The sequence below is a fragment of the Rhodococcus ruitaii genome (assembly GCF_055230935.1).
The window spans coordinates 107,394-127,153 of record NZ_JBUYWC010000003.1 but is presented as its reverse complement, the minus strand read 5'-3'; the positions used below and the strand labels follow the sequence as shown (position 1 = coordinate 127,153).

Below are 19,760 nucleotides of genomic sequence, written 5' to 3'. Positions count from 1 at the left end.
AACGATACGCTACGCTTAGCGTATCGTTTTGCCAATATTTCAGTTCTAGGAGCTGCGCATGACAGAGATTTACGCACCGACTCCGGGATACAACATCGATTCGGAGATACTTCTCGAGAGCTACCGCACATACGACGCCGTGGAACACGCGATCGACCACCTGTCCGACGAAGGTTTTCCCGTCGAGTACCTGCGGGTCGTGGGCCAGGGGGTCACCACCGTCGAGCAGGTCGAAGGCCGAATGACCACGGCTCGTTCGACCGCCAAGGGTGCGGGTGTAGGTGTGTGGACGGGCCTGCTGTTCGGACTCCTGCTCGCCGTCTTCCTTCCCGCGAGCACCGTCGCCGGGCCGGTCCTCGTCGGCATCGCACTCGGGTCGTTGTGGGGCGGCGCCCTCGGCTTCGTCGCCCACTACAGCACCGGTGGTCGACGCGACTTCATCTCCCGCAAGAGCATCGAAGCCAGCAGATACGACCTGATGGTCGAGCAGGATTTCGCTGCCGACGCGGGCGCCAAGCTCGCGCTACGGTGAATCCACCCACCCGAGGGCTCACTTTCGCCCCGACAGGCCTGCTCCGAGATGGCATGATCCGACCATGGCCGGTTCAACGTCGAACTCACCACCGCAGTTGTCGGTGGGCACTGCCGTGATCGTCAGGTCCGTGCCCGGGGCCACCGAGACAAGCCCGAGTCCCGGCACGATCGTCGAGGATTACGGCACCTCCCAGCAGGCGGTCGGCGACGACCTCGGGCGCAATTGGGCGCCGATCCGCCGGTGGGCGGTTGCACTCGACGACGGGCGACTCGTGTTCGTCGACGACGACGACCTGGATATAGCCCCTGCTTGACCGTCCGCTCAGGCAGCGACGATCCCTGCCACCGGAATCCTGGCATCGACGGCCTGACGGAAATTGATCATCGCGCGCCCGAGATGATCCCGGTTGGTGACGAGCACCGCTCCCGTGGCGCGACGCTCGAGCAGGACATCGTTGGTGAAGCGCGCATTCTCCACAGTGGATGTCGATTTGGATTCCTCGATGATCCGCTCGGGTGGAATACCCCGCGACACCAGCCAGTCCTTCATGGCCCCGGCCTCGGTGACGCCGTCACGCGGCACTCCTCCGGTGACGACGATGGGTGCCGTCGGGTACTGCTCCGCCGCACGGAGAGCCGCTTCGAGCCGCTGCTCGAGCACGGGCTGAATCTTGCCGTCCTCGGTCAGTCCGGCACCGAGGACCACTAGGTGGGTGCCGATCGGATTCAGATCGAGCATCACCGGAAAGCGCGGGGTCAGCTTCTCCAGCTCGGTGCATGCGATGATCAGCTCGTCGATCGTGCCCTGACAGAGCGGCGTGACCGACAGTATCCCGTTCACGACGGTGTCCACCGTGGGTGCTGCTGCGGCTTGCCCTGTCGAAACCCCGAACGTGGCCGCCGCTGCCATCGTCGTCGCGAGCGCTGCCCGTCGAACACCTCTCATGCACGTCTCCCATCCAGGCGTGGTCGGATTCCGGCTGCGCCGCACTGTGCCACACCGGGCGGCCCGCAGGGGCATCACAGCAGCACCGTCGGAGACGTTCACCAAGCACAGGGCAAGATTTGAGGAAACCCGACAATACGAGAAGGACCATCCGGACAAACCTCCGCGTGCGGAATCCGACTCCCGCAACGACGGGTGAGACCCGGTCGGGCCAAAGCCGAAAAAGAGGCTGCGACCAGCCTTTACGCTGGTCGCAGCCTCTTTTTCGTGGAGCCCCCTGTCAGGATTGAACTGACGACCGCTCGCTTACAAGGCGAGTGCTCTACCACTGAGCTAAGGAGGCATTTCAAGCGCGGCCCATCATATAGTGCGTCACACTCGCCGTGCACACCCACCCGCTTTGGATACCGTGGAACTCATGCGTTTCACCCCTGCCTGCCACGAGCTCGTTGCGGACGGCCGCCGGTGAACATACTGGGTGGCGTCGCCAATCTGATCTTCGGCAAGCGGCGTGCGACCATCGACGCGGTCACCGCTGCGCCCGCGCCGCTGCAGCCGATCGACCTGACGGACGACGCCGTGGTCGCCGAAGCCCTCGACGTAGCGGTCCGGGTCGGTGAGGTTCTCCTCGCTGCGGGCACCGGCGCAATCGACACCTCCGAACAGGTACGGTTCGTCGCCGCCACCTACGGTCTGGCCCAGTGCGACGTCGACGTCACCTACAACTCGATCGTGCTGTCGGCCTATCGCGGGCAGACGATGCCTCCGGCCAGCACCATGCGCGTGGTGCAGTACCGATCGATGGACTTCACCCGGTTGGCAGCAGTCGATCGTCTCACCCGGAGGATCCGGCGCGACGCCATCTCACCGGCACAGGCCCACGAGGAACTCATGGCGCTCACCGGGGCGCCCCACCCCTACAACCGCTGGGTTGCAACGATCGCGTGGTCGGGCATGGCCGCGGCGATCTCCGTGCTGCTCGGTGGTGGGTTCCTGGTTGCATTGGTGGCATTCGCATCGACCTTCGTGATCGACCGCGTCAACCGGCTTCTCAACACCGCGGGGCTGCCGTTCTTCTTCCAGCACGTGATGGGCGGCATCATCGCAACGGCCCCGGCCATCACGTTGTACGGGCTCCGCGACGTGCTCGGATTCGAGATCTTGCCGGGCCTGATCATCGCGGCGGGCGTGACCGTGCTGCTGTCCGGGCTCTCTCTCGTGGGTTCGGTGCAGGATGCCATCACCGGCGCGCCGATCACCGCGTCGGCGCGGTTCTTCGAACTGCTGATGATGACCGGCGGGATCATCGCGGGTGTCGCGACGACACTGCGCATCGCCGAGGTGTTCGGGGCCGAACTCCCCCTGATCACGTATGCGCCGCCACCTGATCTGAATCAGTTGCCGACGAAGGTCACCGCAGGCGCGGCGGCCGCTCTGTTCTACGCACTGGCCTGCTACGCGGAGCGTCGGGCCCTGACAGTGGCGGCCCTTGCCGGCGCTGCGGGGGCCCTCGTCTACCAGTTGTCTCTGGGCCTGAGCCTCGGGCCGATCGTGTCGTCCGCGATCGCCGCGACGGTGATCGGCTTCGCCGGTGGCCTGATGGCCCGCCGCGCGCTGATTCCGCCGCTCGTCGTCGCGGTTGCCGGTATCACCCCGCTGCTGCCGGGCTTGGCCCTGTACCGGGGTCTGTATGCGATGCTGCGCAACGAGGTCACCACCGGCATGACAGCGTTGTTCGCCGCGTTCGGCATCGGATGTGCCCTCGCCGCCGGCGTGACCCTCGGTGAGTGGCTGGCCCGGACGACGCGCCATCCCCGGATTCTTCTCGGTGCTGCCGCGAGCGGGCTACGCCGACCGCAGATGCGCCGGACCGGGTCGCGGACCGCAATGGAGGAAGCCGAGGACCGGCCGAGTGCCACCGCGACCACCGGGCCGATACCGGTCATCGACGGCACCGGCCCCCTGGCCGTCACCGAGAGCACCGGACCGCTGGCCGTCACCGAGGGCACCGGACCGCTGGCCGTCACCGAGAGCTCCGGGCCGCTGCCGGCGTCACGGACTTCCACCACCGCACCCATGCCTACGCAGAAGACGAGAGTCACCCAGCGACTTCGTCGGCTGCGTGACTCTCGTCGGATGTAGAAGGGTTCTATGCGCTGCCCTGTCGGGCCTTCTCGTCGGCCTCCATGGCGTCGCGCAGGCTCTTGGGACGCATATCGGTCCAGTTCTGCTCGACGTACTCGACGCATGCGGCGCGCGACTCTTCGCCGAATACCACCCGCCACCCCTGCGGAACCTCGGCGAAGGTCGGCCACAGCGAGTACTGCTCCTCGTCGTTCACGAGAACGTAGAAGCGGCCGTCTTCGTCGTCAAATGGATTCGTGCTCATCTCGCCTCACTTGTTGCGTAGGTGTGCTGGTTCGGAATTCTACCAAGCTCGCCGATCCCTGCGTGCTCCACCGAAGGCTCCGCCCGCCCCACCGATTGCCGCTGCAGCCGGCGTTCGAGGACCGAAGAGAGAACCTCTCCTGCCCGAACCGCCGCGTTCGACAATAGCGACGCAGTCAAACCGTGAGTCTTCTCCGTCCCTCCCAGCAGGTACAAATCGGCCGCGACATCGGCAGGCAACTCCAGCCGGTAGTCGCGTGCCACCGGCGGCGCCGGGGTGTCCCACGCGAGATCTCCGAGGATCGAGCCGAGCGGTGCCGGCTCGAAACCGGTCGCGAGGACGACGGCGTCGCACTTCAATGTGTCGGACAGACCGTCCAGGTTGTTACGAACCACCACCTCGATGCCCGCGGAGGTCTCCTCGGTGGTGAGCACTTCGGATGCACGACGCATGAACAGTCGGCGCGGTCCGCGTACCCGTTCGCGGTATTCGGTTGCGTACAGCGCTTCGATCAGTTCGGGCGCCACGACCGAATAGTTGGTGCCCTTGTGCAGCGCGAGGAGACGCTCGCGCTCCTCGGACGGAGCGGCGTGCAATTCGTCGACCACATCGGGGTCGAAGATCCGGTTGGCGTACGGGCTGTCGTCGGCGGGGCTGTAGCCGAACCGGCCGAAGACGTTGTGGACCTCGGCCTGCGGGTAATGGGTGTGCAGGTACTGCACCACTTCGGCGGCACTCTGACCGGCGCCCACGACGACGAACCGCTGATGAATCGGGGACGGCATCTCCTCCAGGTGGAACAGGACGTCGTGATTGTGGAAGCAACGTGACGACTCGGTCGCCCAACCGGGAACGCGCGCCCGCAGACCGACACCCATCACGACCGTCCGAGCGTGGACGACACTGCCGTCCGCGGAGCGGACCGCGAACAGGTCCGCGCTCCCCTGCGCGTTCCGTAACGGTTCGACGGACACGATGTCGGCGCCGTAGCGAACCTCGGTACCGACCCGTCGAGCAGCCCACTGCAGGTAGTCCTGGAACTCGAGCCGGGTGGGAAAGAACGTCTGATGGTTGACGAAGTCGACGAGCCGACCGTGCTCGTGGAGGTAAGAGAAGAAGCTGTAACTACTGGTCGGGTTCCGGAAGGTGACAAGATCCTTGGGGAAAGCGATCTGCATGGTGGAGCCTTCGAGGAGCATTCCGGGATGCCACGCGAACTCGGCACGACGCTCGAAGAAACACGCGCGGACCTCGGTGCCGGGCCAGCTTTCGTTGTACTCCTCGATCGCGATGGCCAACGCCAGATTCGCGGGTCCGAAACCGATGCCGACGAGGTCGAAGACGTCCTCGTGCGGGGCGCCGTGCACCTCCGAGTGACCGGTGAATGTGCTGGATCGGTCGATCATCACTCAACTTCCGTAGTCGGGGGCACGATGCCCGCAGCCGGCTCGCCTCAACACCCCTGAACAAAGCTCAGGCTAACCTTGGTTCGGCGAGCGTACCAAGCGAAGTCCCCGCTGTGGGGACCCTCGTTCGGCTGCGCCCACGACCTCCGCCGACGTGCCTGAAATGACACGAGCGCGGCGGACCCCCAGGGATTCCGCCGCGCTCGCACCACCCTCAGGTTCTAGTCGGCCAGGAAGTCCAGCAACAGCTTGTTCACGGCCTCCGGACGCTCGAGGTAGCCGTAGTGGCCGGCGTCCGGGACCTCCTCGTACCGGGCGTTCGGGATCGCATCGGCCACCTCACGTGTCAGGTACGACGGAATCATCCGATCATCGGCGAAGCCGACCGACAGGCACGGCACCCGCACCGCCCGGTAGGCAGCACGACGATCGAATTCCCGATCCATGCCCAGCTGAGCCCGCACACCGGGCGACACGCGACCGCCACTGAACTCGAAGACGTCGAGCCAGTCGCGAGCAGTGTGCTCATCGGCCAGCGACGCCGGAGACAGGTTCATCACGGCCGTGAGCGCAGCCTGGTATTTCGCAGGCAGTTCGACCCCGCTGTCGTACAGCTGACGCTCACCTTCGGTCAGGGTGATCTGGAAACGGTCCATCCGAGCGTGTCCCGCAAGGAACACGGCCTTCCGCACGAGGTCCGGCCGGGCAAGCGCAAGTTCCTGCGCAACTCGCGAACCCATCGATGTTCCGACGATGTGCGCCGGACCGCCGAGCAGTTCGATCAGACCCGCCGTGTCTTCGACCATGTCCTCGATGGTGATACCGCCGAGGCTCTCCCCCGACGGTGCGATACCGCGATTGTCGAACGTCGCGACGCGGTATCCCTCGTTCACCAGTGCGGGAACCTGATGCAGCTCCCACACGCGACCAGGGCTACCGGTCCCCATGATCAGGACGACCAGGTCGCCGGAACCCTTGACCTGGTAATTCAGCGGGATTCCGTTGATCGTGGCGATGGGCATGAAAACCTTCCTCGGCAAATAGCGATGAGCGAACAGCGCCACACGACGACACGTGGCGCACCCCCGTAACACCGTACCGCGGCGGATCGTCGCCCCGCCCGGACACTCGCCTGACTCGATCCAGCAGAAGGCGGGTGGCGTCGACGTGTCCGATTCTCATAGAGTCGGGTAGAGCGCCTGCTCACAGCAGTCACCCCGGGAGGACAATCATGGCCGCGGAACCCACGGCGAAAGACATCGTCGACGAAGAACTCGTACCCCTCGCCGACGAAACCGCACGCCAAGCACAGCGCGTCGTCGCCGCATACGCCGAGGACGCGGACGAGTGCCGCATGCTCCTGTCGATGCTCGGCATCGGCCCGCTCGACAAGAACTGAAAAAACGACCCGTAGGCGGAGAGGAAAGATGTGACGACCGACGAGGCGGTACCGCGTCAAGATTCCGACACGTTCACCGAATCGGACTTCGTGGTCGTCGCGAACCGTCTCCCGGTCGATCTCGAACAGCTACCGGACGGCACAACCCGCTGGAAGCGCAGTCCCGGCGGTCTCGTCACTGCGCTCGAACCGATCCTGCGCAGTAACCGGGGCGCATGGGTCGGCTGGGCCGGGGTCGCAGACGCGGAACTCGCCCCGATCGTCGAAGACGACATGGTCCTGCATCCCGTGCCGCTCACCGCCGACGAGATCGCCGACTACTACGAAGGCTTCTCCAACGCGACCCTGTGGCCGCTCTACCACGATGTCATCGTGCGCCCGGAGTACCGGCGCGAGTGGTGGAACTCCTACGTAGAAGTGAACAGGCGATTCGCCGACGCCACGGCGAAAGCCTCCGCGCACGGCGCGACAGTGTGGATCCAGGACTACCAACTCCAATTGGTCCCGAAGATGCTCCGGATGCTGCGACCCGACCTCACCATCGGATTCTTCCTCCACATCCCGTTCCCGCCGGTCGAGTTGTTCATGCAGATGCCGTGGCGCACCGAGATCGTCGAGGGTCTTCTCGGCGCCGATCTCATCGGGTTCCACCTCGCGGGCGGTGCCACGAACTTCCTCTACCTCGCCCGCCGCCTCGCTGGTCATCAGACCTCCCGAGGCACCGTCGGGGTACGGTCCAAGCTCGGCGTGGTGCAGGTGGGGTTCCGTACCGTGCGGGTGGGCGCGTTCCCGATCTCCATCGCCTCCGGGGCCCTGGACGAGCAGTCTCGCAGCAAAGAGATTCGGTCGCGCGCCAAGGCGATTCGGAAAGAACTCGGCAATCCGGCGAAGGTCTTGCTGGGCGTCGATCGATTGGACTACACCAAAGGGATAGACGTCCGCCTCGATGCGCTTCGTGAACTCATCGCGGAGGGGCGCGTCGACCCCACCGACACCGTCATGGTGCAGCTAGCGACACCGAGTCGTGAACGCGTCGAGTCGTACGTGCAGATGCGCGGAGAAATCGAAATGGTCGTCAGCCGAATCAACGGTGAGTACGCCGAAGTCGGGCGCCCCGTGGTGCACTACATCCACCGCCCGGTCCCCCGCGAGGATCTCATCGCGTTCTTCGTTGCGGCCGACGCAATGCTGGTGACCCCGTTGCGAGACGGAATGAATCTCGTCGCCAAGGAATACATCGCATGCCGAAGCGACCTCGGCGGCTCACTGGTACTCAGCGAATTCACCGGTGCTGCTGCAGAATTGAGGCAGGCATATCAGTGCAACCCACACGACCTCGAAGATGTCAAGGACAAGATCGAAGCCGCGCTCACCCAGACTCGCGATGAGGGCCGCAAGCGGATGCGTGCCCTACGTCGGCAGGTGCTGACCCACGACGTGGACCGCTGGGCTCGCGCCTTCCTCGACGCACTTGCGCATGGCGGGGCAGCCGGGCCTGCTCTGGTCACCCCCGCAGAAGTCGGAGAACCGAGCTGACCGGACGATTCTCCCGGCTCTAGATCGGCGTCAACCGGTTCACGAGCCAGCGGCCGTCCTGTTTCTCGAGCTCCACGCGTACTCGGCTTCCGCTGCTCACAGCCTCCGGGTTCTCGGAACTGGTGGTGATCTGGTTGAGGAACAACAGCGTCACGGCATGGTCGGCATCGGCCGTCACCACCGACGACGCCTGCACATTCACCTGCACGCTGATCGATTTCTCCTTCGCGCCGGGCGCGATGATATTCCGCATCAGGTTCATGTACTCATCCCGAAAATCCCCGGTCAGCCCTTCCCCGGCGGCCTCGGTCTGCTCGTCGACGTTGTCGAAGTCGTACGCAAGCATCGCGACGGCCTGCTCTTCGGCCGCAGCCACCGCCTCGCTCCGGGCGGACTCGGCCGCGGAATCCTGAATCTTGCCGTATCCCAACCAACCGACGAGCACCGCGAACACCACCGCCACCACCCCGAGGGCACCGGCGATCAACGGCAGCTGCGACTTCGCCGTCCCGGTATCCGGACCATGCCCGGCCTCAGTGGTGCTCTCGGCGTCTGTGGTGCTCCCGGCGTCTGTGGTGCTCCCGGCGTCTGTGGTGCTCTCGGCCTCTGCGTCGGCAGCTGTCACGCGCTCGTCCTTCCGATCATCGCTCACGGCACGAACTCCACCTTCGATGCCAGCAAGCGGCCTTCTTCGTCGCAGACCGTCACGCGGAGGCGGAAGTCACGCGGCTCGGGTTCGCTCTGGTCGGCATTGCTCACCATCGCCCGCGCCGCCACCAGTGATGCGGTGCACGAGCCGTCCTCGTTCTGAATTCCGGCTTCGAGCACCTCGCCCGTCGTACTGACCCCGGCCTGCTGCACGACCTCGACGAACGGACCCTCGCGACCTTCGAATTCGGCCTTGAAGTCGCCTGTTGCGCCCTCCATGAGCCGCTGGACGTCCGCATCCGCAGTCTCTGCCTGGATACTCGTCAGGTTGAGCACAGTTTGCCGCGCGGCCTGCAGGTACTCCTCACGGCGGTCGTTCCGGTCGGCGGCGCCCTGCCGTTCGAACAGCAACCATGCCCCAGCGGCGACCAACACGACGACCAACACGGATGCGGCAATCGTGACGACCTTCGCCCATCGCGGTCCGGTACCCGGTCGACCCGGCTCGCCCGGGGCAACCGGTTCGGCCTTCTTGGTCAGCGATACCGTGTCCTCTTCGGGTTTGTTGCTCGTGTCGTCCGCCATCAGCCCTGCTGTGCCTTCATGTAGGTTTCCAAATTCGTCCCCTCCCCGAGGTCTGCGTGCCGATACACCGCACCGTCGCTCCCAATGTACGTGCCCGTCTGGGGATCGATCCGTCGCGCGGTCACTCCTGCCGGAGCAGCGTCGGATTCGCCTTCGGTGTGCGACGCCGGCGTCGGCATCTCGCTCTCGGACCCTACCGGGGTGGGTGCCCCGATCCACGGGTTGTCCGTGTAGCCCGGCGTATACCCGGTACGGCACTGCTCCGGGTTCGGCGCGCGCCGACCGGGATACTCCATACACGGCGCATTCCGGGCGCCGCGTACCGCGTTCGAATCCGACTGCGGCAACTGGCAGAAGATATCAGGAGGAGTGTCCACCACCGATGTATCGCTCGGACTGCGCCACTGATCCGGCGGGAGGAATCCCGACAGGCATGCCGGCGGATCGTTCAGCTGCAGATGGAAGTCCACCAACGCACCGTCCTCAGCCGGTCCGCCGCCCGCAGCGGTGATCAGTGCGCTCGTCATCGGTGGATACAACACGAGAATCTGCTCGATACCCGCGTTGTAGATGACGCCCACCTCACCGACGCTGACCAGGTTGGCTAGGAGAATCGGCAACGTCGGCCGCAGGTCTTGCAGGAGGGTCTCGGCCTCAGCGGCAGCCGACGGCCCCTTTTCCATGAGCGCCCGCAAATCAGGATCACTCTCGCGGAGCTGGTCGGTGAATGTCATCATGTCTCGGGTCCACGATCGAATCGAGTCGCTGCTGACAACCTGCGTGTCCAGAAGCGGTCCGAGTTCGTCCAGGAGCCTGCGCGTTTCGCCCGAGCTCGCCGATGCCTCCTGCACGAACAGGCGTGTGGAGTCGATCAGCCTCTGCAGGTCTGTGCCGGTGCCGTTGAACGCCTCGAAGGCCTCATCGACGACTGTCTGCAACCGGGTGTCGGAAATGCTGGCGAGCAATACATCTGCTTGGTCGAGGAGCGCGCCGACTTCCTGTGGAACGGTCGTGCGATCGACGGGGATCACATCGCCGTCACCGAGGTGTTCGCCCGTGGACGCGCCGTCGTGCGGGACGAGGTCGACGTACTGTTCACCGACGGCCGACACACTGCGCACCGCGGCGTCGACGTCCGCGGGAATCTTCTGATCGGACTCGATGGACAGCACCGCATCGACGCCCACCGGCGACAACGTCACGCTCGTGACCGTGCCGACGGTGTTCCCCCGGTAGGTCACGTTCGACTGGGGATACAACCCGCCTGTCGATGCCAGCTCGACCGTGACGTTGTATCGGCCGATACCCGCCAGCTGAGGAAGACGCACGTACTGCAGCGACATCACGACCAGCCCGATCACAGTGAGTACCGCGAAGATCGAGAGCTGGATACGAACGAACTTGGTGAGCATCATGGTGCCGGCACCTCCCAGGGAAGACCCGGAATCTTGATCTCGCCGATGCCCGGGATGGTCACCGTCCCCTCCGTACTGGGCGGAGCCGGTGGGGGTGGCGCCAGCGGCGCCCGGAATGGATCGACTGCCTCGGCCGCAATTCCGGCGTCCTGCCCGAGGATCCCTTCCGGCCCCGCAAGACGCCCGGCCAACGGTGTTCCGGTCAGGAAGTTGAGGTCGAGCCGGTCCAGCGTCAAGTCGATGGTCATCGCGAGGTTCGTGTAGTCACCTCGAATGATCTGGTCGAGACCCGCCTGTGGGAACGGGTAGGTCAACAGCACACCGAGCACCTCGGTCAGTGCGCTGCCCGAGTCGGCAAGCGCACGCAGTGTCGGAGACAAGGCCTGCAGGTTCGTCTTCAGGTCGTCGCCGCTGTTCTCCACGAGCCTGCTCGCGACCGTACTCATCTCCCCCAGCGACGACATGGCAGACGTCAGGTTCTGCCGTTGATCCGACAGCACCTCGAGCGCGGGGGGAAGCTCTTCGAGTGCTCTGACGAGAGTGTCGTTCTGGCCGTTGACCGTAGCGGCCAGCCGGTCCATCCCTTCGAGTGCCGACACGATGTCGTCCCGTTGGGTGTCCAGAGTCGAGACGAGTTCGTCGAGCCGCGGCACCAGATTGCGGATCGCGTCTTCTCGACCCACGAGGGCCGCATTGAGCTCGGTGGTGATGTCGTTGATCTGCGCGAGTCCACCGCCGTTGAGTACGACCGACAACGAGGACAGAGTCTGCTCCGTCGTCGGGTAGGCGCCCGCACGTTCGATCGGGATGATGTCGCCGGGTTCGAGCCGCCCCTGCGGATCTTCGTCGATCGGTGATGCCAGTTCGAGATGCTGCGATCCGAGCAGCGACGTCTGGCCGATACGAGCAGTGGCGTTGGCGGGTAGTTCGACGCCGTTTTCGAGCGACACCGTCACCAATGCGTGCCAGTTCTCGACCTCGATGCCTTCGATGGAACCGACGGTGACATCACCGATTCGCACCGGTGAATTCTGCGTCAAGGTAGTCACGTTCGGCATTCTGATCTGAATCAGGTAGGCGTCGTCACCTCGCCCCGCGGCACCGGGCAGCGGAACGGAGTTGAGCCCGTCCCACTCGCACGCCGATACTGTCGCCGCAGCGGCGACGATCGAGACCATCGCCGCGAACCGAGTTGCCTTCCGGCCGATTCTCATCGTCCTCCTCCCGGCTGCAGTAGCGATCCCAGATCGTCCGGAACCGTGATTCCGGGAAGTCCCGAGATCAGCCCGTCCAGCGGCGATGCCGGCATCTCCGCCTGCTGCGGCGCCGTTCCCCGCCCGGCAGACGCACCTTCGAGCCACGGCTCGGAGTATTCGATCTGGTCGGGGAAGGCCTGTACCCCGGCCAGCGGATTTGTCATGAACGGAAGATAATTGGCCTGTATCGAGTTCAGAACCGGACCGAGCTGCTGTCTGCACAGTTCCTCGCTCCGTTCCGACGTGGCGTTCGCCGCGGCACCGGCAGCACCACACATCCATTCGATCGGGTTCGCCGCATTGTTGAGCGCCAGCGCACCGGTGAGCGATCCCTGGGCCGGCTTGTAGATGTTGTAGAAGTTCGACAATGCGGTGGGCGCAGAGTGCAGGACGTGCTCGATCTCGGGGCGTTTGTCCGCGAGCACTTGGGTCGCGTCGGCGAGTCGTTGCACCGATTCGGTCAATCCTGCCCGGTTGTCCTGCACGAATCTCTGCACGTCTCCTACCGCTACATTCAGGTCGGCGAGAGAGACGCCGAGTTGGTCCGAGCTCTGGGCGAGCACGTCCGACACGGACGCCAAGCGGCCACCGAACTGAACGATCTGTTCATTGCTCTGCGACAGCACCGACACGAATGTCTGCAGGTTGCGGATCGTCCCGAAGAGATCGGTGCGCCCTTCCGACAGTATGTGCATCGTGTGGGACAGTTCGCGCAATGTGCTGTTGATCGTCGCGCCATTGCCATCGAGATTCTCCGCGGCGGTGTCGATGAATCGCCCGAGCGAACCCTGCGGATCGAGCTCTTCCGGCCCGAGCGCTTCCGACAAGCGCATCAGCTCGGTCTTGATCTCGTCCCATTCCACCGGAGATGCGGTGCGCTCCAACGGGATCGTCGCACCGTCCGAGATCTCGTCGCCACCCGAGTACACGGGTGTCAACTGCACGAATCGCGCCGACACGAGACTTTGCGCAATCGTCACGGCCTTCGCATCGGCCGGCACGTCCACCGAGCCGTCGATTCGCATCGTCACCCGAACGACCTCGTCTCCTGGGTCGATGTCGGTGACCTTCCCGACCGGAACGCCCAGCACACGCACGTCGTCGCCCTCGTACAGCCCACTCGTCGAGAGGAACTCGGCATGAATCGTGCGCTTACCCCAGCCGGAGAACACGACGAACCCGACGGCGACGAGCACGACGACCACAACACCGGCGATCGCAGGTATCACCCAGGCGGGTCGGCCTCGGGCGGCATTCTCGTTGGGTGTGGTCTGCGCGTTCATTCGCCATCCCTCTTGATCGACGGCGGATCCGTCGGAATTATGTCCTGCAGATCCTGCGGCAACAGCTCGGGTGCCACTTGACTGTCCACGATGGCCTTCCACCACGGTGCCGGGAGGATATTCGACACATAGGCATTGAAGAACGGTCCGCTCGCAACGGATTCGCCGAGCGCACTGACGTAAGGGCCGAGCCCGTCGAGCGCAGCGGCGATATTCTCCTTGTTCGCCTGCAGGTTCTCGGTGACGGAATTGAGCACCTCGAGCGTCGGCCCCATCTGGGCCTGATTGTCCTGGACGAGGCCGGTCAACTCACGCGACACCGACGAGATGTTCGTGATGAGTGCGGTGATGGCATCGCGTCGCAGGCTCAGCTCACCGAAGAGCGCGTTCGCGTCGACGATCAGCGCGTTCACCTGATCGCTGCGCTCCGACAGGATCCCGGTGACCCCCTCCGCGCGTTCGAGCAGCTGAGTGAGCGACTCGTCGCGCGCATTGATGGATTGGGACAGTCTCGTCATCCCTTCGAGGGCACCGCGAATCTCGGGGGATGTGTCCTGCAACGAATCCGAGAGCGCCTCGAGCGATTCGTTGATCTGCTCCGTGTCGAGTTCCGACGCAGTCGTCGTGAGATCGCCGAGTGCGTCGGTCAGGGAGTACGGCGAGTTGGTGCGCTCGAGGGCGATCACGGAGCCCGGCCGCATCACGCCATCTCCACTCGGTCGGACCGCCAAGGATTTCGCCCCGAGCACCGTATTGGTCTTGATGTCGGCACCGGTGCCGTCGCCGAGCCCGATGCCATCGCGCACGGTGAACGTGACGAGCACTGCCTCACCGTCGAGCTCGACATCGGTGACCGAGCCGACGTCGACGCCGGAAAGCATGACATCGTCTCCTGCCATGAGGCCGCCTGCGTCGGCGAACCGCGCCGAATAGGTCAGGCCACCGGACAGGAATTGCAGCTGATCGTATTGCAGGCCCGCCACCACGATCGAGACGGATACAGCCAGACCGATGGCGCCGATCCGGAGCGTATTTGGTTCTCGGATTCCACTCATTCGATCTTCGCGCACCTTCCGGTCGTCTGTGCGGCAGACTCGAACCGGATGGTCGTACCGTCCGGACCGGACACCTTGAAAGTGTTGGCGCACAGGAAGAATTGGAAGAAGTTTCCGTATGCACCCACGCGGATCAGCTTCTTGTAGTCCGACGGGAGCCGTTCGAGGGTGGTATTGATGTCGTCCTCACCCAGGTCCAATTGGGTCATGGTGCGGTTCGTCTCGGCGATCACCGATTGCAGGTCCGGTCTCGTGTTCTGCAACAGTGACGCCAGATCTGCGGTGCCAGCGGCGATCTGCGGGATCGCGGCGCCGATCGGATCTCGATCCTCGGCGAGTCCACCGACCAACGCATGCAGTTGGTCGATGGTCTCGGTGAACTCCTGATCGTGGTCGTCGATGGTACCGAGAACGTCGTTGAGGTTGTTGATGACGTCGCCGATCAGTTGATCGCGGTCGGCGAGTGAATTGGTGAACGAGTTGGTGGTTCCGAGCAACGACACCAGCGTGTCGCCCTGGCCTTGGAAGACCTGCAGCAACGCACCGGAGAGGTCGTTCACCTGCTGGGAATCGAGCCCCTTGAGCAGAGGCTTGAATCCGCCGAGCAGAAGGTCGAGGTCGAGAGCGGGCTCGGTCTGGTCGAGCGGGATAGCGCCTCCCGCGGCGAGAATCTCCACACTCCCCGGCCCCTCGAGGAGCTCGAGATAGCGATCGCCGACCAGGTTCTCGTAGCGCACCGTGGCCCGGGTGCCCTGGAACAGGGTGTGATGGGAATCCACATCGAAGGCGACTTCCGCATGATTGCCATCCCCGATGTCGACGCCCGTGACCGACCCGACCTGCACTCCTGCGATGCGCACTTTGTCTCCGGCCTCGAGTCCCGACGCGTCGGCGAACGTGGCGTGGTAGTCCTCGGTACTCGTGAAGCGCGCTTGACTGAATACCACTGCAAGGCCTGCGAACACGAGAACCATGACAACGGCGAACACGGTGAACTTGACCGTGGTGTCTCTCATGGTCACCGCCCTGTCGGAAGGTAGTCGCCGAACATGTATCCGAAGATCGTCGGGTACCGAATCCACGCTTCCGTGGTCGGCTTGTACGGAACGGTCGCAGTGTCGGTCACCACGAACGACGCGTTACCGTCGCGGACCGGATCGAAGTTCGGCATGCCGTGGCAGTTGGGGCCGCCCGATGCACCGACCACCGGTAGATCGTCCTCCTGGTTGTAGGCCGTCGCACCACCCATGAAGCTGGTACTGAGCATCAGGGCCGGGTACTTTCCGGTGCCCGTCATCGGCTCGAATGCAATTCGAGCGTCGTTGAGGCCGATGATGAAGCATGTGAGCTCGGGCGAATACTCACCGAGCAGTGTGGTCGTATCGGTGAGGAGATCGAGCGCCGTCGTGAGCTGCCCTTCGTTCTCCGACAACACGTCCCGGCCCGTGTTGGCCAATCCGGTGAGATTCATCAGCAGAAGGTCGAGCTGCTCTTGCTCGTCGACGATGGTGTTGCCGACATCCGTTGCGTTCCCCACCGTCGCCATCAGATCGGGTGCGGTGTCGGCATACAGTTGTGCAACAGTGGCTCCCACTTCGAGGTCGTATTCCAGTTGCGGCAGCGAGGGGTTCATCTCGGCGAGGTAGTCGTCTGCTGCGACGAGAGTGGCACCGAGCTCGTCTCCCCGTCCGTTGAGCGCCTCGGACAGCGCACCGAGGGTCGCGTTGAGCTTCTCGGGCTGAATCTGCGCCAGCACCTCGGAGAGGTGTTCGAAGACGGTGTTGAACTCGACGGTCACGTTGTCGGCCGCTATCACCGCACCCTCCTGCAACGATGTCGACGACGGGTCGTCGGGGACGATGAGGTTGACGAACTTCGCGCCGAACACGGTGGTCGATTCGATCGACACCTGTGCGTTCGAGGGGATCAGGTTCATCTGACCCGGCTGCATCGCGAGTTCGAGAACGGCACCGGACGGACTGTGCTCTACCGACGCGACCCTGCCCACCTCGACCCCACGCAGTTTCACCTTGGCATCGGTCTCCATCACCAGACCCGACCGGGCCGAGGTGACGGTGACCGGTGTCGTGGACGTGAACCCGCCGACGAACAGAGTCAGTGCCACGACGACCATCACGATCAGTCCGCCGACGAACACGCCGGCGGCAAGTTTCTTCTTCCACGAGGGAGTATCCATGCGCTTCGCCCTACCCCGACAGGTTGAAGTTGCCCGAGGTGCCGTACACCGCGAGGGAGATGAGCAAGGTGACGGTGACAACGGCGATCAGGGACGCCCGCACCGCGTTGCCGACCGCGACGCCCACGCCGACGGGGCCGCCGCTCGCGTTGAATCCGTAGTAGGTGTGGATCAGCATCACTGCGATCGCCATCACGATGGCCTGCACGAACGACCACAGGATGTCGGTCGGAGCGAGGAACGTCGAGAAGTAGTGATCGTAGACACCGGCCGACTGCCCGTACAGCACGACCGTCGCGAAGCGGCTGGCGATGAACGAAGCGATGACTGCGAGCGAGTACAGCGGAATGATCGAGATCATCCCGGCCATGACGCGCGTGGAGACGAGATACGGAATCGACGGAATCGCCATGGTCTCGAGCGCGTCGATCTCCTCGGACACTCGCATCGCGCCGAGTTGCGCGGTCGAGCCTGCGCCGATCGTCGCCGCGAGACCGATGCCCGCGATGGTCGGTGCGGCGATTCGCACGTTGATGAATGCGGCGAAGAAGCCGGTGAGTGCCTCTACCCCGATATTGCCGAGCGAGCTGAATCCCTGCACTGCGATGATTCCGCCGGTGAACAACGTCAGGAAACCGACAATGACGACGGTTCCGCCGATCACCGCGAGAGCGCCCGTTCCCATGCTGATCTCCGCGATCAGCCGTACCGTCTCCTTCGGGTAGTGCATCACCGCGCGCGGCATGGTCCCCACCGCGCGGGCGAAAAACAACGCCTGCTCGCCGATCTTGTCGATCGAACCTGACGTCTTTCCGAGTTTTCTTGTGACTCTGGAGAATCGACCTGTCATCAATGCCATAGCGTGTTTCCCCTCCCCCTCATCCGCCGGTCAGCTTGATGCCGACGGCAGTGACAAGGAGGTTGACGACGAACAGCGCCATGAATGCGAACACAACCGTCTGGTTGACCGCGTCGCCGACACTCTTCGCACCGCCCCTGACGTTCAGGCCGAGATACGAGGCGACCAGCCCGGCAATCATGCCGAACAGACCCGCTTTGATCTGAGAGATCATGAGTTCCCCGAATCCGGTGAGCAGAGTGATGCCGTTGACGAAAGCGCCCGGGTTCACACCCTGGAAAAAGACAGAGAATCCGAAACCGCCGAGGATGCCGATGGTGCAGACGAGTCCGTTGAGTAGCAACGCGACCACGGTGGAGGCGAGAACCCTGGGCACCACGAGGCGCTGAATCGGATCGATTCCCAGCACCTTCATCGCGTCGATTTCCTCACGAATGGTTCGCGCGGCGAGGTCGGCGCAGATCGCGGTCGCTCCGGCGCCGGCGACGATGAGCACCGTGACCATGGGACCGACCTGAGTGACGGCACCCAGCGCAGCTCCCGCACCACTGAGGTCGGCCGCGCCGATCTCCCTCAGCAAGATGTTCAACGTGAAGCTGACGAGCACGGTGAAGGGAATCGCGACGAGGATGGTCGGCATCAGGGAAACCCTGGCGACGAACCATGCCTGGTCGATGAATTCGCGCCGCTGGAACGGACGGACGAAGGCGGCACGCGCGGTCTCGCCCGTCATGGCGAACAATCCGCCGACGGCACGAAGGGGAACTTCGAAGAGGTCTACCACCGCACTCCCCCTTCGATCGCTGATTTGCTTGCGCCACGCCACAACAGCGGCACCGCTGTGACCCGCATCATATTAACTAGAACGTGTTCACGTGTCAAAGATGCATCGCTTCCACGGGATGTGTACCGGTTTCACTGACGAGAGAACTCGATCGGACCTCAGGGCGCCGACCGCATAGAATGCTGTTTACGCTGGTAATTCAAGGTAATGCGAACCACCGAGCAACCTGAACGCATCGCCGGGACGATGGCGCTACGGCAGCGAAAAGGGGGCGCGACCGGGACGCAAAACTAGAACAGATTCTCTGTTTAGTTCGACATCGAGAATGCCACCCTCACAACTGTCGGAGTCCGGGCGCCGACACCCCGAGGGCGCCCGGACTGCACAGTAACCGACACCGATAGTTGCAGTAAACCCGATCCGGACGGATGTCCGAGTCGAGCCTTGATGCAAAGCTTAGAGGTGAATCACAGATCGAGAGCCGCGGACGCCGAGAACGTCTTGGCCGGATCCCGGTCGGCGAAGTACCCGCCGAGCTCGGCCGCGAGATCAGCCGGGGTCCACCTTCCGTCCGCGTCGAAGCGCTGCTCGACGGTCGGCGCTGCCATCAACGCAACCATCGGGCCGTAGACGATGAAGACCTGACCGTTGATCGTCTCTGCCGCAGGAGAGGCGAGATACGACACCAATGACGCGACATGGTCGGGGGAAAGGGGATCGATCTCCCCGTCGGGGGCGTCGCCGAACACGGCTTCGGTCATGGCGGTGCGAGCCCGCGGGCAGATCGCGTTGGCACGGACGCCGTACCGTGACAGACCACGAGCCGCCGACACGGTGAGCGACGTGATCCCCGCTTTGGCTGCACCGTAATTGGCCTGCCCCTCGGGGCCGAGGAGCCCGGCTTCGGACGAGGTGTTCACGATCCGCGCGTACACGGGACCGCCGGCCTCCTTCGACTTCCCGCGCCAGAATGCAGCGGCGTTGCGGCACAGGAGGAAGTGACCGCGCAGGTGCACCGAGACGACGGTGTCCCACTCCTCGTCCGACATGTTCGGAAGCATCCGGTCGCGAACGACGCCGGCGTTGTTCACCACGATATCGAGACCGCCGAACCGGTCCACAGCGGTGGCGACCATTGCATCGGCGGTCTCCCGTTCGGCGACGCTGCCGGGCACGAACTCGGCGTCGACCCCCAGCTCCCGGATCTGCGCGAGGGTGTGCTCCACTGCCTCACCGGCCGCGAGGTCGTTGACGATCACCGTCGCTCCCGCACGGGCCAGCCCGAGCGCTTCTGCTCGCCCGAGGCCGGCACCGGCACCGGTGACAACCGCAACCTTGCCTTCGAGCGACACATCCTCGTCGCGACCGTTGCCGACAGCACTCATTCACGCACTCCCTTGCGAAAATCGAGCGGGGCATCCGAGATACCCCCACCCGTGGTCCACCCCGGAGATCCGAAGTCGCCCCG

General features: G+C 64.3%; 20 protein-coding genes and 1 tRNA gene. 5 read left to right on the top strand and 16 right to left on the bottom strand.

Annotated elements, in window-relative coordinates:
* The first annotated feature begins 58 nt into the window (after positions 1-58).
* Together ACZI8W_RS03820 and ACZI8W_RS03815 are read left to right on the top strand one after the other, a co-directional pair.
* Positions 59-532 (top strand): YflT domain-containing protein, encoded by a 474-nt coding sequence (locus tag ACZI8W_RS03820; protein ID WP_463367161.1) that lies wholly within the window; start codon positions 59-61, stop codon positions 530-532.
* Positions 533-596: 64 nt separating this feature from the next.
* The gene (locus ACZI8W_RS03815; RefSeq protein WP_463367160.1) at positions 597-848 is read left to right on the top strand and encodes a hypothetical protein; all 252 of its coding nucleotides are present in this window, start codon (positions 597-599) and stop codon (positions 846-848) included.
* Between the two features lie 8 nt (positions 849-856).
* Here ACZI8W_RS03815 and ACZI8W_RS03810 read toward each other — a convergent pair whose 3' ends face one another.
* Positions 857-1,480: a YdcF family protein gene (locus ACZI8W_RS03810; protein ID WP_463367159.1), complete on the bottom strand. Its 624-nt coding sequence runs from the start codon at positions 1,478-1,480 to the stop codon at positions 857-859.
* A gap of 268 nt (positions 1,481-1,748) precedes the next feature.
* Positions 1,749-1,823, bottom strand: a tRNA-Thr gene (locus tag ACZI8W_RS03805).
* 122 nt (positions 1,824-1,945) lie between these two features.
* Between ACZI8W_RS03805 and ACZI8W_RS03800 the strand changes: the two genes are divergently transcribed.
* Complete coding sequence (locus ACZI8W_RS03800; protein WP_463367158.1) at positions 1,946-3,622, top strand: threonine/serine exporter family protein; 1,677 nt, start codon at positions 1,946-1,948, stop codon at positions 3,620-3,622.
* Between the two features lie 7 nt (positions 3,623-3,629).
* Here the strand turns inward: ACZI8W_RS03800 and ACZI8W_RS03795 are convergent, their stop codons facing one another.
* The 3 genes from ACZI8W_RS03795 to ACZI8W_RS03785 all read right to left on the bottom strand — a co-directional run bounded on the left by ACZI8W_RS03795 (position 3,630) and on the right by ACZI8W_RS03785 (position 6,297).
* Positions 3,630-3,869: an MbtH family protein gene (locus ACZI8W_RS03795; protein WP_054805259.1), complete on the bottom strand. Its 240-nt coding sequence runs from the start codon at positions 3,867-3,869 to the stop codon at positions 3,630-3,632.
* On the bottom strand, positions 3,866-5,275 hold the full coding sequence (locus ACZI8W_RS03790) for a lysine N(6)-hydroxylase/L-ornithine N(5)-oxygenase family protein (RefSeq protein WP_463367157.1): 1,410 nt from the start codon (positions 5,273-5,275) through the stop codon (positions 3,866-3,868). The genes ACZI8W_RS03795 and ACZI8W_RS03790 overlap by 4 nt, the downstream gene beginning before the upstream one ends.
* A gap of 221 nt (positions 5,276-5,496) precedes the next feature.
* A complete protein-coding gene (locus tag ACZI8W_RS03785) occupies positions 5,497-6,297 on the bottom strand; it encodes an alpha/beta fold hydrolase (RefSeq protein ID WP_463367156.1) in 801 nt (266 codons plus the stop codon).
* A gap of 209 nt (positions 6,298-6,506) precedes the next feature.
* Between ACZI8W_RS03785 and ACZI8W_RS03780 the strand changes: the two genes are divergently transcribed.
* Together ACZI8W_RS03780 and ACZI8W_RS03775 are read left to right on the top strand one after the other, a co-directional pair.
* Positions 6,507-6,674 carry a hypothetical protein gene (locus ACZI8W_RS03780; RefSeq protein WP_463367155.1) on the top strand — a complete coding sequence of 56 codons (168 nt, stop codon included), beginning with the start codon at positions 6,507-6,509 and terminating at the stop codon, positions 6,672-6,674.
* A 30-nt stretch (positions 6,675-6,704) separates the two neighbouring features.
* The gene (locus tag ACZI8W_RS03775; protein WP_463367154.1) at positions 6,705-8,210 is read left to right on the top strand and encodes an alpha,alpha-trehalose-phosphate synthase (UDP-forming); all 1,506 of its coding nucleotides are present in this window, start codon (positions 6,705-6,707) and stop codon (positions 8,208-8,210) included.
* A gap of 19 nt (positions 8,211-8,229) precedes the next feature.
* Here the strand turns inward: ACZI8W_RS03775 and ACZI8W_RS03770 are convergent, their stop codons facing one another.
* The 11 genes from ACZI8W_RS03770 to ACZI8W_RS03720 all read right to left on the bottom strand — a co-directional run bounded on the left by ACZI8W_RS03770 (position 8,230) and on the right by ACZI8W_RS03720 (position 19,677).
* A complete protein-coding gene (locus tag ACZI8W_RS03770) occupies positions 8,230-8,862 on the bottom strand; it encodes a twin-arginine translocation pathway signal (RefSeq protein ID WP_463367153.1) in 633 nt (210 codons plus the stop codon).
* Positions 8,859-9,443, bottom strand: a complete 585-nt coding sequence (locus tag ACZI8W_RS03765) for a hypothetical protein (RefSeq protein WP_463367152.1) — start codon at positions 9,441-9,443, stop codon at positions 8,859-8,861. Before ACZI8W_RS03765 ends, ACZI8W_RS03770 begins: the two co-directional genes overlap by 4 nt.
* Positions 9,443-10,858 carry an MCE family protein gene (locus ACZI8W_RS03760; protein ID WP_463367151.1) on the bottom strand — a complete coding sequence of 472 codons (1,416 nt, stop codon included), beginning with the start codon at positions 10,856-10,858 and terminating at the stop codon, positions 9,443-9,445. Before ACZI8W_RS03760 ends, ACZI8W_RS03765 begins: the two co-directional genes overlap by 1 nt.
* Positions 10,855-12,072, bottom strand: a complete 1,218-nt coding sequence (locus ACZI8W_RS03755; RefSeq protein ID WP_463367150.1) for an MCE family protein — start codon at positions 12,070-12,072, stop codon at positions 10,855-10,857. The genes ACZI8W_RS03760 and ACZI8W_RS03755 overlap by 4 nt, the downstream gene beginning before the upstream one ends.
* Positions 12,069-13,397, bottom strand: a complete 1,329-nt coding sequence (locus tag ACZI8W_RS03750; RefSeq protein WP_463367149.1) for an MCE family protein — start codon at positions 13,395-13,397, stop codon at positions 12,069-12,071. The genes ACZI8W_RS03755 and ACZI8W_RS03750 overlap by 4 nt, the downstream gene beginning before the upstream one ends.
* Entirely contained in the window at positions 13,394-14,452 is a 1,059-nt protein-coding gene (locus ACZI8W_RS03745; RefSeq protein ID WP_463367148.1) for an MCE family protein, read from the bottom strand. Before ACZI8W_RS03745 ends, ACZI8W_RS03750 begins: the two co-directional genes overlap by 4 nt.
* A complete protein-coding gene (locus tag ACZI8W_RS03740) occupies positions 14,449-15,468 on the bottom strand; it encodes an MCE family protein (RefSeq protein WP_463367147.1) in 1,020 nt (339 codons plus the stop codon). Before ACZI8W_RS03740 ends, ACZI8W_RS03745 begins: the two co-directional genes overlap by 4 nt.
* A gap of 2 nt (positions 15,469-15,470) precedes the next feature.
* Positions 15,471-16,649 carry an MCE family protein gene (locus ACZI8W_RS03735; protein WP_463367146.1) on the bottom strand — a complete coding sequence of 393 codons (1,179 nt, stop codon included), beginning with the start codon at positions 16,647-16,649 and terminating at the stop codon, positions 15,471-15,473.
* A gap of 10 nt (positions 16,650-16,659) precedes the next feature.
* Positions 16,660-17,508 (bottom strand): MlaE family ABC transporter permease, encoded by an 849-nt coding sequence (locus ACZI8W_RS03730; RefSeq protein ID WP_463367145.1) that lies wholly within the window; start codon positions 17,506-17,508, stop codon positions 16,660-16,662.
* A 19-nt stretch (positions 17,509-17,527) separates the two neighbouring features.
* Entirely contained in the window at positions 17,528-18,292 is a 765-nt protein-coding gene (locus ACZI8W_RS03725; RefSeq protein ID WP_463367144.1) for an MlaE family ABC transporter permease, read from the bottom strand.
* A 467-nt stretch (positions 18,293-18,759) separates the two neighbouring features.
* On the bottom strand, positions 18,760-19,677 hold the full coding sequence (locus ACZI8W_RS03720; RefSeq protein ID WP_463367143.1) for a 3-oxoacyl-ACP reductase: 918 nt from the start codon (positions 19,675-19,677) through the stop codon (positions 18,760-18,762).
* Positions 19,678-19,760: the final 83 nt, after the last annotated feature.